The sequence below is a fragment of the Selenomonas sputigena genome (assembly GCF_026015965.1).
Taxonomy (GTDB): domain Bacteria; phylum Bacillota; class Negativicutes; order Selenomonadales; family Selenomonadaceae; genus Selenomonas.
Genome location: NZ_CP110383.1, coordinates 814,349 through 827,758, shown reverse-complemented (window position 1 = coordinate 827,758; position 13,410 = coordinate 814,349). Strand labels below are relative to the sequence as shown.

Here is a 13,410-nt window from a genome sequence, read left to right as displayed (position 1 = left end):
AAAAAACTAACGGTTGCGCGTGCAGCTCACTCGATTCTTCACATAGAAAAATCCCCAAGAAAATTGGACTTCTCGGGGATTTTCATTTTTATATAAGCGACTGCTTCACTCGCATCCGTCACTTATCACACCATTTTTCTTTACTTCGCCATAAGCTTCGCGAGCTTGTTCGCGAAGTCCACGGGATTCTCGGGCAGGATGCCTTCGATGATCAAAGCCTGCGTGTAGAGGAGGTCACAGTAGTCCTTGAAGTCCTCCGTATCCTTGCCTGCTTCGTGCAAGGCCTGTAGGCGCGTGAAGATTTCATGGTGCGGGTTGATCTCAAGGATGCGGCGCGCCTTGAACATCGGGTTGTCCATCTCGGAGAACGTGTGCTCCATCGAGAGACTTGGCCCCATCGCGTCCGCCACGAGGCAAACGGCGCTCGACTTGAGACGCGAGGTCAGCTTAACTTCTGCCACGCGGTCGCCCAAGGCTTCCTTGACGTCCTTCAGAAGATCGTCGTTCTTCTTCTGGATGTCCTCCGTCTCCTTCTTCGCCTCCTGCGACTCGGCGTCGTCAAGGTCGAGGTCGCCGCGGCTGATCGAGTGGAACTTCTTGCCCTCGTATTCGCGCAGCGTCTCAATCGTGAACTCGTCGACGGGGTCGGTCAGGTAGAGGACTTCGATGCCCTTCTCGCGCAACAGTTCCATCTGCGGCAATTTCTCGATCGTCGCCTTGTCCGTGCCCGTCGCATAGTAGATTTCCTTCTGGCTCTCGGGCATGCGCGAAACATATTCCTTGAGCGTTGCGAGCTTGCCTTCTTTCGAGCTAAGGAAGAGCAGCAAGTCCTTGAGCTTGTCAGCCGTGTTCTCGCCGCTGTAGATGCTGTTGTAAATGCCGATCTTCAGCGACTTGCCGAATTCCGCCCAGAACTTTTCGTACTTCTCGCGTTCGTTCTTCAGCGTGCGCTCCAACGTCTTCAGGATGTTCTTTTCAAGATTCCTGCCTATGGTCTTGAGCTCGCGGCTCTGCTGCAGAAGCTCGCGCGAGATGTTGAGCGAGAGGTCGGGGGAGTCAACTAGCCCCTTCATGAAGCGCAGGTAGTCGGGCAGGAGATCCTTGCACTTGTCCATGATGAAGACGTGGCGCGAGTAGAGCTGCACGCCAGGCTCGAAGTCTGTATGATAAAGGTTGAAGGGTGCATGTGCCGGAATGAAGAGTAGCGCCGTGTACTCGACCGCGCCTTCCGCCTTCGTGTGGAAGATCTCCATCGGGTCTTCCCACTCGTGGAATTGATTCTTCAAGAACTCGTTGTATTCCTCGGGCTTGATATCGCTCTTGTTCTTCGTCCATAGCGGCGTCATGGAATTGAGCGTACGTACCTCCGTGCGCTTCGTCTTCTCCGCGCCTTCGATGGGCTTGCCATCTTCGTCTTTCGGCGTCTCCTCGATCTCGAAGCTCATCTTGATCGGGTAGCGCACATAGTCCGAATACTTCTTGACGAGACCTTCAAGCTTGTACTTGTCGAGGAAGTTCTCCTCAGCCTCCGCACCGTAGTATTCCTTGGCGAGCGTGATGACGATCGTCGTGCCATGCTTCTCCTTGTCGCACTCTTCTATGCTGTAGGTGCCGTCGCCCGTCGATTCCCAGCGTATGCCCTGCCTCTCGCCCGCCTTGCGCGTGAGGATCGTAACCTTCTCGGCGACCATGAAGGCGGAGTAGAAACCCACGCCGAACTGACCGATCAGCTCCTTCTCGTCAACCGCTCCGTTCTCTTCCTTCGTACGCTGCAGCTGCTCCAAGAACGCCTTCGTTCCCGACTTCGCAATCGTGCCGATGTTCTCGACGACTTCCTCCGCCGTCATGCCGATGCCGTTGTCCGAGATGGAAAGCGTATGCGACGCCTCATCCGGCACGAGGAAGATCTCCGCACTCTCGTCACCCTCACGCAATGCGCTGTTCGTCAAGGCAGCGAAATGCAGCTTATCGAGCGCATCCGACGCGTTGGAAATAAGCTCCCGCAAAAAGATCTCGTGATTCGTATAGATGGAATGAATCATCATGTCGAGAAGCTGTTTTGTTTCTGCCTGAAATTCATGCTGTACTTTTGCCATGAAAAAATCTCCTTTACATGAAAATGCACGGGCGGCAAACTGCGCTATGCGCCGTTCATCCCGTGCATTATCATACTACATAAAGGTCAAAAAGTCAATATCCTCCGCACAAATTACAAATCTTGGAGCGTCGAGATGCCCGCACGGAATTCCGAAACATTTTTCGCCGTGATTTCTGGGTTGTCGATCAACTCGATCTTGAAGGCGCGACCCTTTTCCGAGCGCAGGAAAACGACTGCCATCTGCGTGTCCGCCGTCGCTTCGGTGTCAAGCTCTCCGTCTCCGTCCGTATCAACCATGATGGTCTTCGCTGTCACGGCGAAGACGCCCTTCGTCTTTGCCGTAATCGGTATGATATCGACGACAGCGTAAGCGCTGTTTTCCTTCAACTGTGTCAGAAGAAGCGCCTCATCCTTCTGTGAGAGCTTCGTGAGATCAGGCAGATCCCCCTTGGCGAAGCCATCGGGGATGATGATCCAAGCCTTGTTGATCTTGTAGCCATCGTTGGCAAAGACGAGCACGCTGCCCTTCTCATCCTCATTCAGCACACTTGCGGGCAGAACGCCAAGCGGCTTCGTCGGACACATGATACTGTAGCCTTCCTCCTTGTTCGTATAGGTGTAAGGCTCCGCGCCCGCTGTCTGCGGCATCACTGCTGTCACTGCGAACATCGCACAAAAGGCGAGGGCTACAGCAAAAATCTTCTTCAGCTTCATAAAAAATCTCCTTTCCCAACTCCCAAAATATCGGCAGAACGACATCTTGCTGTTCATGCCATCATACAACGAAAAATCTAGAGCCTCCTTACATTTGCTTAAATAATCAGCGATAAAGGCTGAAACTTGTCTAAAAGGCTGTGTGACAAAATTGTGTTCCATTCAATGTGAATCATCTAGGGAAGCGCTGATAAAATGAGGTCGCCCAGATTTGCACAGATGCGCTGTATCTATCGAGGAGACAAACCACAGGCGTAGCGGTGCTACGTCGAGGATTTGTCGACGACGAGAGGACAGCGCAGATGTGTGAAGATGGGTGGCTGAATTTATCAGTGATTCCCTAGAAGCAGATCTCGCACCAGGGAGAGCGCCGCTTCTGTCGTCTGACGCTTGACCTCCGTGCGCACGCCATCGAAAATATGACGTTCCACGCGCACCGCCCCCGCCGTGGCGACGGCGATATAGACAAGCCCCACGGGCTTCTCTGCCGTCGCGCCGCCCGGCCCCGCGATGCCCGTGATGCCGACGCCGATATCGGCGGGAATCGCCCGGCGCACGCCATCCGCCATCTCTCGCGCCGTCTCCTCGGACACGGCGCCGAACGCCTTGAGCGTCGCCTCGTGCACGCCGACGAGCGAAGCCTTGACCTCGTTCGTATAGGAGACGACTGCGCCCATGACATAGGCAGAACTTCCCGCGACATCGGTCAGGCGGCTCGTCAGAAGACCGCCCGTACACGACTCGGCACAGGCAATCGTTCTGCCGCACTCACGCAGCAGTCGTCCGACAAGCGCCTCCAACGACTCCCTTTCCTCGGCCATACCTATACACCCTTCCAAAATCCTGCCGCCTTTCGTTTCCTAAGCGCCGCCGCCCGTACATCGTACAAACCGTACCCTCACTCGACAAGCTCACCGACCGCATCGTAGGTGAATCCCTGCACGATGCGCACGCGCACGATGTCGCCCGGCCGGCTCGCCGCATCGCCTTCGATGAAGATCTGTCCATCGACGCCCGGCGCTTCGCGATAGGAACGCCCAAAGGCAAGATTCGTCTGCTCCTCGTCGCGGCCTTCGACGAGCACGTCAAGCTCCTTGCCCTCAAGCCCTTGGTTCAGTTCCTCCGAAATCTTACACTGTACGCTCATGAGATCATGGTAACGCTCCTGCACGACATCCTCGGGTACTTGGCGCGGCATGGAAGCGGCTGGCGTACCCTCCTCCTGCGAGTAGGTGAAGATCCCCACTTTCTCGAAACGCTGCTCAATGAGGAAGCGGCGCAGCGTCTGGTACTGCGCATCCGTCTCGCCTGGAAACCCTACAATGAAGGTCGAGCGAACAGCGACGTTCGGTATGCGCGCGCGAATCTTTTCGAGGAGCGTCACAACCTCCTCCTGCGTATCGGGGCGGCGCATCGACTTCAAAATCGAATTGTGCGCATGCTGCAGCGGCAAGTCGACGTACTTGCAGATCTTCGGCTCCTGCGCAATCGTCGTGATGAGTTCATCGGTGAAATTCTTCGGATAGCAGTAGAGCACACGCAGCCACTCGACCTTCTCGATTTTCACAAGCTCCTGCAAGAGACGCGCCAAAGACGGCTCGCCGTAGATGTCCTTGCCGTAATATGTCGAATCCTGCGCGACGAGTATGATCTCCCGGACGCCCTCGGCGGCAAGGCGTGTGACCTCGCGCTTGATGTCATCCATCGGTCGGCTGCGAAAGCGTCCGCGAATCAGCGGAATGGCACAGAAAGCGCAGCGATGGTCGCAGCCCTCGGCAATCTTCACATAAGCCGTATAGACAGGCGTCGTCAGAATACGCGGCGTCTTCGCATCGTAGACAATCTCATTCTCTCCTGCCAAGACGATGCGGTTGCCCGCCAGAGTCTCACGCACCGCCTCCATGATACGGTTCCATGCACCCGTGCCGATGATGGCGTCGGCCTCGGGCATGTCGTCCAAAAGCTCCTGATGATAGCGTTCCCCGAGACAGCCTGCGACGATGAGCGAACGACAGCAGCCCGTTTCCTTGTACTCCGCCATATTGAGCACCGTCGTGATGGATTCCTCCTTCGCCGACTGGATGAAAGCGCATGTATTGACGATGATGATCTCCGCTTCTGCCGGATCGGGCGTAAGCTCGATGCCGTTGTCCTGCAAGATGCCGAGCATGACTTCCGTATCGACGAGATTCTTGGCGCAGCCGAGGCTGATGAATCCTGCTTTCAAAAAATTTCCTCCTCAAGGTATATTCAAGGTATATCAAGCATAAGGGGAGGAATCCAAGGATTCCTCCCACCATCATCTTTTACTGCAGCCGCACTTCCTTCACCCAACGATCCAAGAGATCGTGACGCTGGCTCGGGCTGAAATCCTGCGACCTGGAAAAGAGCACGACGTCTTTCCCTGGAAAAGACTTATAGGCGATCGTCACAGGATTGAGCGGCACGAAGAAGAACTCCCGGCTCTGCAGGGTGAGCTGCGCTTCATCGCTCAGCAGCCACTCCGCAAAGGCCTCCGCCTGCTCCTCGTTCTTTGCTCCCTCGACCAGTCCCACACCCGTCAGCGTGTACGCCGTGCCGTCCTCGGGGTAGATGATCTGCAAGGGATAGCCCTGATGGATGTAGCGCATGACCTCGCTCTGCACGGCGACGGAAATGTCGACCTCGCCCATGCCCGCCATGCGGACAGGCGTCGAAAGGTATTTGGAATACTGCACGACCTTGGGCTGTATGCCGCGCAGGATGTCATACGTCGCCGCATCGCCGAACTGCGACATCATGGAGAAGAAGAGATTCGCTGACGCATCCGCCGCAAAAAAGTCGGTAATGCCGACGCGCATCCCCTGCATCGTGGCAAGTTCCGTCCACGTATTGGGCACGCGCGGCACAGTACGCACATAGTCGCGGTTGGCGCAGAATACGACGGGATCGTACCAGATGCCCGTCCACGCAGCAGACGCATCCTTGAAGGACGCGCTGACCGAGTCCGTGCTCTCCGAAACGTACGGCTGCAGAGCACCGTCTGCCGCCGCCTTCTCCAATGTCGCACGATCAGCGAGCACGAGATCCGCCCCGTCCTTGCCGATCGCGGCATCCTGGTGCAGCTTCTGCAAAACCTCGGCCGAACTTACGGGAACGAAGTTCACCTGCACGCGCTTTGCCCTCTCGTATCCTTCAGCAAGGATTCCCGCATGCTCGGGCGGCAAGGTCGTATATACCGTGACGGACTGCTGAGGCCGCTCCCGTCGCGTCCTGTCCGCATGCCCCGCCAAATTGTCCGAAATCGTCGCGATCAAAAGAACCAGCATGAACGCCACGAGGAGCAGGGATGTATATCGTCGCATCGCTTTCCCTCCTTGGTTCTTATCGAAGCGCCGACAGCTTCAGCGCTTCCTTGAAAGTATATCATTGGGTACATTATACATAAAATGCCGCACTTATACAACTGTCTATACATGCCAGCACATATATGCTATCATGTATATGCTAGCATATACACGCTGGCATATACATGATATTCTTATTAAGGAGCGGATATATATGACTGTGACTGTACATCTAAATCCTCGCGATGCCCGTCTTTTCAAAAAACATGCCGCTCGATCCGGCATGACCTTATCTGATTTCGCCGCAAAAGCCATGCGTGAACGTATAGAAGATGAACTTGACCGACAAGCATACGAAGAGGCGATGAAAGAGTTTCGTGCCAATCCCGTTACCTATACGTTGGATGAAGTCGAAAAGGAGCTCGGACTTTCGTGAATTATCGTGTCGTTTTCACTGCACAAGCAAAAAAATCACTGAAAAAGTTCGATCGTCATATATCTGCCAAGATTACCTCGTGGATTCGACACAACCTTGAGGGGTGCAGCAATCCGCGCCTGCACGGCAAAGCTCTATCCGCAAATCGAAGCGGACAATGGCGCTACCGCATTGAAGACTATCGTTTGATTGCAGAAATTCAAGACGATAAAATCATCATACTAATCGTATCCATCGGTCATCGTCGTGATATTTATGATTGAAATTCTATTCCAGATGTACTCAAAGAGGGTTCAGAACACCTGCCAGGTGCTCCGAACCCTCTTTAGTTTATGCCGACCGATTTCAAACGCCGTATTCTTTCACCAGCTTCTCAAAGAGCGGCAGAGAGCGTTCGATCGTCTGCTCCTTGATGCAGTAGGACGCGCGGAAGTGTCCAGGGCAGCCGAAGTCCGTGCCGGGGACGAGCAGAAGGTCGTACTTCTTGGCGCGCTCGCAGAAGGCATAGTCGTCCGCCTCCAACGACCGCGGGAAGAGGTAGAACGCGCCCTGCGGCTTGACACACGAGAAGCCCGCGCGCACGAGTCCTTCGTAGAGCATCGTGCCGTTCTTCTCGTACGGCGTTATATCCGAGGGCAGCCTCGCGCAGCGCGCGACGACGAGCTGCCACAAAGATGGCGCATTCACATGCGTGAGGACGCGCGCCGCACCTGCGACAGCGCCGCAGACACTCGAAAAATCCGCGACCTCATCAGGCACGACGATGTAGCCTATGCGCTCTCCTGCAAGCGAGAAGGACTTGCTGTACGAATAGCAGACGAGCGTATTCTCGTAATACTTCGTGATGTACGGCACCTCGCAGCCGTAAGCGATCTCGCGGTACGGCTCATCGGAAATGAGGAAGATCGGATGATCGTATTCCTGCTGCTTCTTGCGAAGGAGTGCGGCAAGTTCTTTGATCGTCTTCTCAGAGTATACGGCGCCGCTCGGATTGTTCGGCGAATTGACAATGACGCCCTTCGTCCTGGGCGAAAGACGCTCCTCCAAGGCGACGAAGTCGATCTGAAAATCCTCCGTCTTGGCGGGCACGACGCGAAGATTCGCGCCGACGGACTCGACAAAGCAGCGATACTCGGGAAAGAACGGCGCAAAGGCGATGAACTCGTCGCCCTCCTCGGCGAGCGCCTTGAAGCACACGGTGATCGCCGCCGCCGCGCCCGCCGTCATGAAGAGGTTCCTGCCCGAAAAGTGCGTGCCGAAGCGCTCGTTGATACTCGCGGCAAGCGTTTCGCGCACGGCGGGATTGCCCGGCGCAATGGTGTAGCCGTGCACCGCCTGCGGCTCCATCTCCGTCATGATTGCAAGAACCGCCTGCTTGATGAAATCGGGCGCAGGGACATTGGGATTGCCGAGGCTGAAATCGCAGATGTTTTCCTCCCTCACCTCCTGCGCTCGCTTCCTGCCGTACTCAAAGATCTCGCGGATCGTCGACTTCTTCGTGCCGAGTTCCCGCATCTTTTCCGATACCATTATGCCAAACCCTCTTCATTCTCACAGAAATAACGCATGCTCGTCTTCTTCCACTCCTTGACGGAGTAGAGCATGACGCGCTCACTGAGACCGCACTCTGCCGCAAGCGCAGCGGCAATCTCTTCGCACTCGGCGCGACTCCTCGCATGAATCATCGTATAGACGTTGTACGGCCAATCTTCCGCCGTATCGCGGTCGTAGCAATGCGACACCGCAGGGCTTTCGCACATACATCGCGCGATCTCATCCATGCGCTCGGGCGGCACGACCCATGCGCTCAGAACGTTTGCCGTGAAGCCCGCCGCGCGATGCTGAAGCACGGCTCCCATCTTGCGGATCTGTCCGTTTTCCTTGAAACGGCGCAGACGGAGCAGAAGCTCTTCCTCGCCGATGCCAACCTTGGCGGCGATCTCCTTGTACGGTTCTTCCACAAGCGGGAAATCCCCCTGCATAGCCCGTGTGATCTTCCTGTCGATTTCATCGAGCATTTCCATCGTGACGCCCCCCTATCCGAGCTTGAACTGCACGTTGACCTTGTACTTCTTGTGCGAGGCAAGGTTCAACAGATCCTCGACCCCGGGAAGCGCTCGAATCTCCGCGAGAATCCTGCGGCGCATTTCCTCGTTCGGCGTGAGCAGCGTGAACCAAAGGTTGTACCTGCCCTCACGCTCGTAGTTGTGCGTCACACCCACATGGCGATTCACGGCCTCCGCCACGCTTTTCATCGCCTCGGGCTTCACGCGAAGCGCCACGAGCGTGCCGCGGTAGCCCATCTTCGCCGAGTCGAAAAACGGCCCGATGCGGCGCAGATACCCTTGCTCCTTGAGTTCCTTCACGCGCGAAAGAACGGTCTTCTCGTCCGACTCCAAGCCTTGCGCCAAGTCAGCAAAAGGCCGGCTGCTGATGGGCAAGCCGGCCTGCAAGACGTTGAGGAGCTTCTTGTCAAAAGCTGTCAACATATTTTCACCCTCATTTTCTCTGGGGAATCTCTGGCAATACACCCTTCCTTCATTCTATCAGAACGTTCGCTATCGCGTCAAGCAATTCTGAACGCCCTTCATTTTTTACCGAAGAATATGGCAGGATATCAAGCTCCGCGACGCCGAGCGCCTTTCGCATGGCAGCGATGCTCTTCTTCTGCTCATTGCGGCTCAGCTTGTCCGCCTTCGTCGCTATGACGAGCACGGGCAGTCCCTTCGCCACCAGCCATTGGAACATCTCAATATCCGAAGCCATGGGTTCGTGGCGGATGTCCATAAGTTGGCAAACGAACTGCAAGTCCTCGCTTTGCAGCAGGTACGCCTCGATGAAACGCGACCAAATCTTGCGGTTCTTCTTCGCCGTGCGCGCATAACCGTAGCCCGGCAGATCGACGAGGTAGAAGTCGCGCCGCTCGTCTTCCCCCTCGATCTTCGCGCCAAGCTCGTAGAAGTTGATCGTCTGTGTCTTGCCGGGCTGTCCCGAGACGCGAGCGAGATTTTTCGTGCGTGCAAGCGAGTTGATGAGCGACGACTTGCCGACGTTCGAGCGTCCGATGAAGACGATCTCCCTGCGACGCACTTCGGGGTACTGTTCCTTCTTTACGGCGGAGGCAATGTACTTGCCCTGCGTGATCGTGACCCTATCTGGCATGTGCGCCCCCCTTTTGCGGCACGAGCGCCTCAGCAAGAACCTCGTCCATCGTTTCCACGGGCACGAAGGCGAGCTTTTCGCGCACCTCCTGCGGAATGTCTTCGATATCGCGCTCATTCTCCTTCGGCAGCACGATGCGCGTCATGCCTTCGCGGTACGCCGCCAAGACCTTTTCTTTCAACCCGCCGATGGCGAGCACGCGTCCGCGCAGCGTGATCTCACCCGTCATGGCGACGTCACTTCTGACCTTTCGCCCCGTCAGCGCCGAAATCATCGCCGTCGCCATCGTGATGCCCGCCGACGGCCCGTCCTTCGGAATCGCGCCCTCAGGCAGATGAATGTGGATGTCGCGCTTCTCGTAGAAGTCGCCGTCTATGCCGAATTTCTCCTGCCGGCTGCGAATGTAGGAAAGCCCCGCGCGCGCCGACTCCTGCATGACGTCGCCGAGCTGACCCGTCAAAATCAGCTTGCCCTTGCCCGCGAGCACCGTGACCTCCGTCGGCAGGATGTCGCCGCCGACCTCCGTCCATGCCATACCCGTCGCCACGCCGACTTCGGGCTTCTTCTCCGCCTTCTTCCTGAGAAACTTCGGGCGCTCCAAGAAGTTTCTGATATTCTTCTTCGTCACGCGCACAGACTTCTTCTCTCCCTCGACGATGAGCCGTGCCGCCTTGCGGCATACATGGCCGATCGTGCGCTCAAGCTCGCGCACGCCCGATTCGCGCGTGTACTCGACGATCATCTTCTCAATGACGCCTTCGCCGAATTGCAGGTCACGCGCCTTCAGGCCGTTCGCCGTGCGTTGGCGTCCGACGAGATAGCGCTTGGCGATCTCAAGCTTCTCCTGCTCCGTGTAGCTCGACAGCGTGATGATCTCCATGCGGTCGCGCAGGGCGCGCGGGATATTCGCGAGACTGTTCGCCGTGACGATCCAAAGAACCTCGGAGAGATCGAAGGGAAGCTCGACGTAATGATCGCTGAACGTCGTGTTCTGCGCGGGATCAAGCACTTCGAGGAGCGCCGCCGACGGATCGCCCTTGTAGTCCATGGCGATCTTGTCCACTTCGTCGAGCAGGAATACGGGATTCTTCGTGCCCGCCTTGCGCAGCCCTTCCATGATGCGTCCCGGCATTGCACCGACGTAGGTGCGGCGATGTCCGCGAATCTCCGCCTCGTCACGGATGCCGCCCAGAGACGCACGCACGAATTTCCTGTCCGTCGCCCGCGCCACGGAGCTTGCCAGAGACGTCTTGCCAACGCCCGGCGGGCCTACGAGGCACAGGATCGGCGCATGCTGCTCCTTCGTGAGCTGGTGGACGGCGAGGTATTCGAGGATGCGCTCCTTGACCTTCTTGAGTCCGTAGTGATCCTCGTTCAAGACTGCTTCCGCCGCCTTGATATCGATATTGTCCTCCGAGGAAATCATCCACGGAAGCTCAAGCAATGTCTCGATATAGGTGCGTATGACACCCATTTCAGCGGACATGCTCGCCTGCCCTTCCATGCGGTGGATTTCCTTCTCGATCGTTTTCTGCACATCCTCGGGATAGCCGCCCTCAGCGAGCTTCTTGCGGTACGCTTCGATATCCGCCGCCTTGTCGTCCTCGTCACCCAGCTCTTTTTGAATCGCCTTGATCTGTTCGCGCAGGTAATAGTCCTTCTGGATCTTTTCCATCTGCTTGCGCACGCGCATGCCAATCTTGCGCTCCATCTCAAGCACCTCAAGCTCACGTGCCAGAATCTTATAGAGAAGCTCCATGCGGTTCTTGATATTGACCTGCTCAAGGAGCGCCTGCCTGTCCTCAACCTTGAGACTCAAGTGGCTCGCGATGAGGTCGCCCAATCGTCCCGCATCGTCGAGAATCGCCACGGAAACGAGCGTCTCGGCGGGAATCTTCTTGCTGAGTTTCACCCATTGCTCGAATTCATGCACGACGGCGCGCGTCAGAGCCTCCATCTCCATGGATTCCTCCACGACCTCGGCGTATTCGACGACCGTCACCTCGGCAAAGGTTTCCAGCTCTTCATACGCTTCGATTGCCGCACGCTTCTGCCCCTCGACGAGCACGCGCAGAGCGCCGCCCGGAAGCTTCAGCAATTGGCGCACCTCGGCGATCGTGCCGACATCGTAGAGATCTTTTTCTCCCGGCTCATCGGTCTCGGCATTCTTCTGCGCCACGAGCAGGATCTGACGGTCGCGCACCATCGCTTCCTCCAAGGCTGCCACGGAGCGCTCCCTGCCAACGTCGAGATGGATGATCATGAATGGAAACACAATCATTCCACGCAGAGGCAGGAGCGGCAGCTTACGTATTTCCGACATAAACAATCCTCCTGAATATAGAAAAAAGGGGACGCTGCTTGCCGCAGCGCCCCCTTTCGATGCTCAAGCCGATGCTTCCTTGTCCGTGCCTTTCGTCTTCGCCTTCGCCTTGTCAATCGTCAGCACAGGATCCTTCTTGTCCGAGATGACCTCCTTCGTGACGCGACAGTGCGAAGCCCCGTCGACCGACGGCACCTCGTACATGACGTTGCGCATGATGCTCTCGATGATCGAACGCAGACCTCGCGCCCCCGTCTTTCGCTTCAAGGCTTCCTTTGCAATCAGATGAAGCGCCTCCTCATCGAAATCGAGCTTCACGCCGTCCATCTCCAAGAGCTTCTGATACTGCTTGATGAGCGCGTTCTTCGGCTCGGTCAGGATGCGTACGAGCGTATCTTCATCGAGCGCTTCGAGCGTCACAACGATCGGAAGTCTCCCGATGAACTCGGGAATCAAGCCGTTCTTCAGCAAATCCTCGGGCAGGATATGGCGCAGCGTTTCCCCGATATTGCGCTCCACCTTCGACTCGATTTCCGCGCCGAAGCCCATGTTCTTTTTGCCAAGACGTGCCTCGATGATCTTCTCGATGCCGTCGAATGCGCCGCCGCACAGGAACAGGATATTCGTCGTGTCGATCTGAATGAGTTCCTGGTGCGGATGCTTGCGCCCACCCTGCGGCGGTACGGAAGCCACCGTGCCCTCTAAGATTTTGAGGAGCGCCTGCTGCACGCCCTCGCCCGAGACATCGCGCGTGATGGACGGATTCTCCGACTTGCGTGCGATCTTGTCGATCTCATCGATGTAGATGATGCCTTTCTCCGCTTTCTCCACATCGTAGTCAGCCGCCTGTATGAGCTTTAAGAGGATATTCTCCACATCCTCGCCGACGTAGCCGGCTTCCGTCAGGGATGTCGCATCGGCGATGGCGAACGGTACATTGAGGATCTTGGCGAGCGTCTGCGCCAAGAGCGTCTTGCCGCTGCCCGTCGGACCAATCATGAGGATGTTCGACTTCTGCAGCTCGACCTCGTCTGCCTTTCCCTGCGTGCGGTTGATTCGCTTGTAGTGGTTGTAGACGGCAACGGAAAGCGATTTCTTCGCCTCGTCCTGTCCAATCACGTATTGGTCGAGGATCTGGCGAATCTCCTTCGGTTTCGGCACATCCTTGAGTTCCACTTCGCTATCTTCACTGAACTCTTCCTCGATGATCTCGTTGCAAAGTTCGATGCATTCATCGCAGATGTAGACGCCTGGACCTGCCACAAGTTTTCTTACCTGTTCCTGCGACTTGCCGCAGAAGGAGCACTTGAGCTGGCCCTTTTCATCCCCAAACTTCAACATGATACCACCT

At 56.6% G+C, this 13,410-nt stretch carries 13 protein-coding genes; 2 read left to right on the top strand and 11 right to left on the bottom strand.

The genetic code is table 11. From position 1 onward, the window contains the following. Positions 1-140: 140 nt before the first annotated feature. The 5 genes from htpG to OL236_RS04175 all read right to left on the bottom strand — a co-directional run bounded on the left by htpG (position 141) and on the right by OL236_RS04175 (position 6,156). Positions 141-2,096 (bottom strand): molecular chaperone HtpG, encoded by a 1,956-nt coding sequence (gene htpG, locus OL236_RS04195; protein WP_265071449.1) that lies wholly within the window; start codon positions 2,094-2,096, stop codon positions 141-143. Between the two features lie 113 nt (positions 2,097-2,209). Further along, positions 2,210-2,812: a hypothetical protein gene (locus OL236_RS04190; RefSeq protein ID WP_265071448.1), complete on the bottom strand. Its 603-nt coding sequence runs from the start codon at positions 2,810-2,812 to the stop codon at positions 2,210-2,212. Positions 2,813-3,141: 329 nt separating this feature from the next. Next, positions 3,142-3,633 carry a CinA family protein gene (locus OL236_RS04185; protein ID WP_265071447.1) on the bottom strand — a complete coding sequence of 164 codons (492 nt, stop codon included), beginning with the start codon at positions 3,631-3,633 and terminating at the stop codon, positions 3,142-3,144. 77 nt (positions 3,634-3,710) lie between these two features. After that, on the bottom strand, positions 3,711-5,039 hold the full coding sequence (gene rimO / locus OL236_RS04180; protein WP_265071446.1) for a 30S ribosomal protein S12 methylthiotransferase RimO: 1,329 nt from the start codon (positions 5,037-5,039) through the stop codon (positions 3,711-3,713). A 79-nt stretch (positions 5,040-5,118) separates the two neighbouring features. Beyond that, complete coding sequence (locus OL236_RS04175) at positions 5,119-6,156, bottom strand: ABC transporter substrate-binding protein (protein WP_265071445.1); 1,038 nt, start codon at positions 6,154-6,156, stop codon at positions 5,119-5,121. Between the two features lie 196 nt (positions 6,157-6,352). Between OL236_RS04175 and relB the strand changes: the two genes are divergently transcribed. Continuing rightward, positions 6,353-6,574: a type II toxin-antitoxin system RelB family antitoxin gene (relB, locus tag OL236_RS04170; RefSeq protein WP_037370060.1), complete on the top strand. Its 222-nt coding sequence runs from the start codon at positions 6,353-6,355 to the stop codon at positions 6,572-6,574. Next, the gene (locus tag OL236_RS04165; RefSeq protein WP_265071444.1) at positions 6,571-6,837 is read left to right on the top strand and encodes a type II toxin-antitoxin system RelE family toxin; all 267 of its coding nucleotides are present in this window, start codon (positions 6,571-6,573) and stop codon (positions 6,835-6,837) included. The genes relB and OL236_RS04165 overlap by 4 nt, the downstream gene beginning before the upstream one ends. An 82-nt stretch (positions 6,838-6,919) precedes the next feature. Here OL236_RS04165 and OL236_RS04160 read toward each other — a convergent pair whose 3' ends face one another. The 6 genes from OL236_RS04160 to clpX form a co-directional block, all read right to left on the bottom strand. Further along, on the bottom strand, positions 6,920-8,104 hold the full coding sequence (locus OL236_RS04160; protein WP_265071443.1) for a pyridoxal phosphate-dependent aminotransferase: 1,185 nt from the start codon (positions 8,102-8,104) through the stop codon (positions 6,920-6,922). Further along, complete coding sequence (locus tag OL236_RS04155) at positions 8,104-8,598, bottom strand: AsnC family transcriptional regulator (RefSeq protein WP_009646071.1); 495 nt, start codon at positions 8,596-8,598, stop codon at positions 8,104-8,106. The genes OL236_RS04160 and OL236_RS04155 overlap by 1 nt, the downstream gene beginning before the upstream one ends. Before the next feature lie 12 nt (positions 8,599-8,610). Then, the gene (locus tag OL236_RS04150; RefSeq protein ID WP_265071442.1) at positions 8,611-9,063 is read right to left on the bottom strand and encodes an Lrp/AsnC family transcriptional regulator; all 453 of its coding nucleotides are present in this window, start codon (positions 9,061-9,063) and stop codon (positions 8,611-8,613) included. 49 nt (positions 9,064-9,112) lie between these two features. Beyond that, positions 9,113-9,736, bottom strand: a complete 624-nt coding sequence (gene yihA / locus OL236_RS04145) for a ribosome biogenesis GTP-binding protein YihA/YsxC (RefSeq protein ID WP_265071441.1) — start codon at positions 9,734-9,736, stop codon at positions 9,113-9,115. Beyond that, on the bottom strand, positions 9,726-12,059 hold the full coding sequence (gene lon, locus OL236_RS04140; RefSeq protein ID WP_265071440.1) for an endopeptidase La: 2,334 nt from the start codon (positions 12,057-12,059) through the stop codon (positions 9,726-9,728). The genes yihA and lon overlap by 11 nt, the downstream gene beginning before the upstream one ends. Positions 12,060-12,122: 63 nt before the next feature. After that, positions 12,123-13,400, bottom strand: a complete 1,278-nt coding sequence (clpX, locus tag OL236_RS04135; RefSeq protein ID WP_265071439.1) for an ATP-dependent Clp protease ATP-binding subunit ClpX — start codon at positions 13,398-13,400, stop codon at positions 12,123-12,125. Positions 13,401-13,410 lie beyond the last annotated feature (10 nt).

Coding starts and splice junctions, on each gene's coding strand:
- OL236_RS04150 (WP_265071442.1), bottom strand. CDS start 9,063: ATGTTGACAGCTTTTGACAAGAAGCTCCTCAACGTCTTGCAGGCCGGC.
- OL236_RS04175 (WP_265071445.1), bottom strand. CDS start 6,156: ATGCGACGATATACATCCCTGCTCCTCGTGGCGTTCATGCTGGTTCTT.
- yihA (WP_265071441.1), bottom strand. CDS start 9,736: ATGCCAGATAGGGTCACGATCACGCAGGGCAAGTACATTGCCTCCGCC.
- OL236_RS04160 (WP_265071443.1), bottom strand. CDS start 8,104: ATGGTATCGGAAAAGATGCGGGAACTCGGCACGAAGAAGTCGACGATC.
- OL236_RS04185 (WP_265071447.1), bottom strand. CDS start 3,633: ATGGCCGAGGAAAGGGAGTCGTTGGAGGCGCTTGTCGGACGACTGCTG.
- OL236_RS04190 (WP_265071448.1), bottom strand. CDS start 2,812: ATGAAGCTGAAGAAGATTTTTGCTGTAGCCCTCGCCTTTTGTGCGATG.
- lon (WP_265071440.1), bottom strand. CDS start 12,059: ATGTCGGAAATACGTAAGCTGCCGCTCCTGCCTCTGCGTGGAATGATT.
- clpX (WP_265071439.1), bottom strand. CDS start 13,400: ATGTTGAAGTTTGGGGATGAAAAGGGCCAGCTCAAGTGCTCCTTCTGC.
- OL236_RS04155 (WP_009646071.1), bottom strand. CDS start 8,598: ATGGAAATGCTCGATGAAATCGACAGGAAGATCACACGGGCTATGCAG.
- relB (WP_037370060.1), top strand. CDS start 6,353: ATGACTGTGACTGTACATCTAAATCCTCGCGATGCCCGTCTTTTCAAA.
- htpG (WP_265071449.1), bottom strand. CDS start 2,096: ATGGCAAAAGTACAGCATGAATTTCAGGCAGAAACAAAACAGCTTCTC.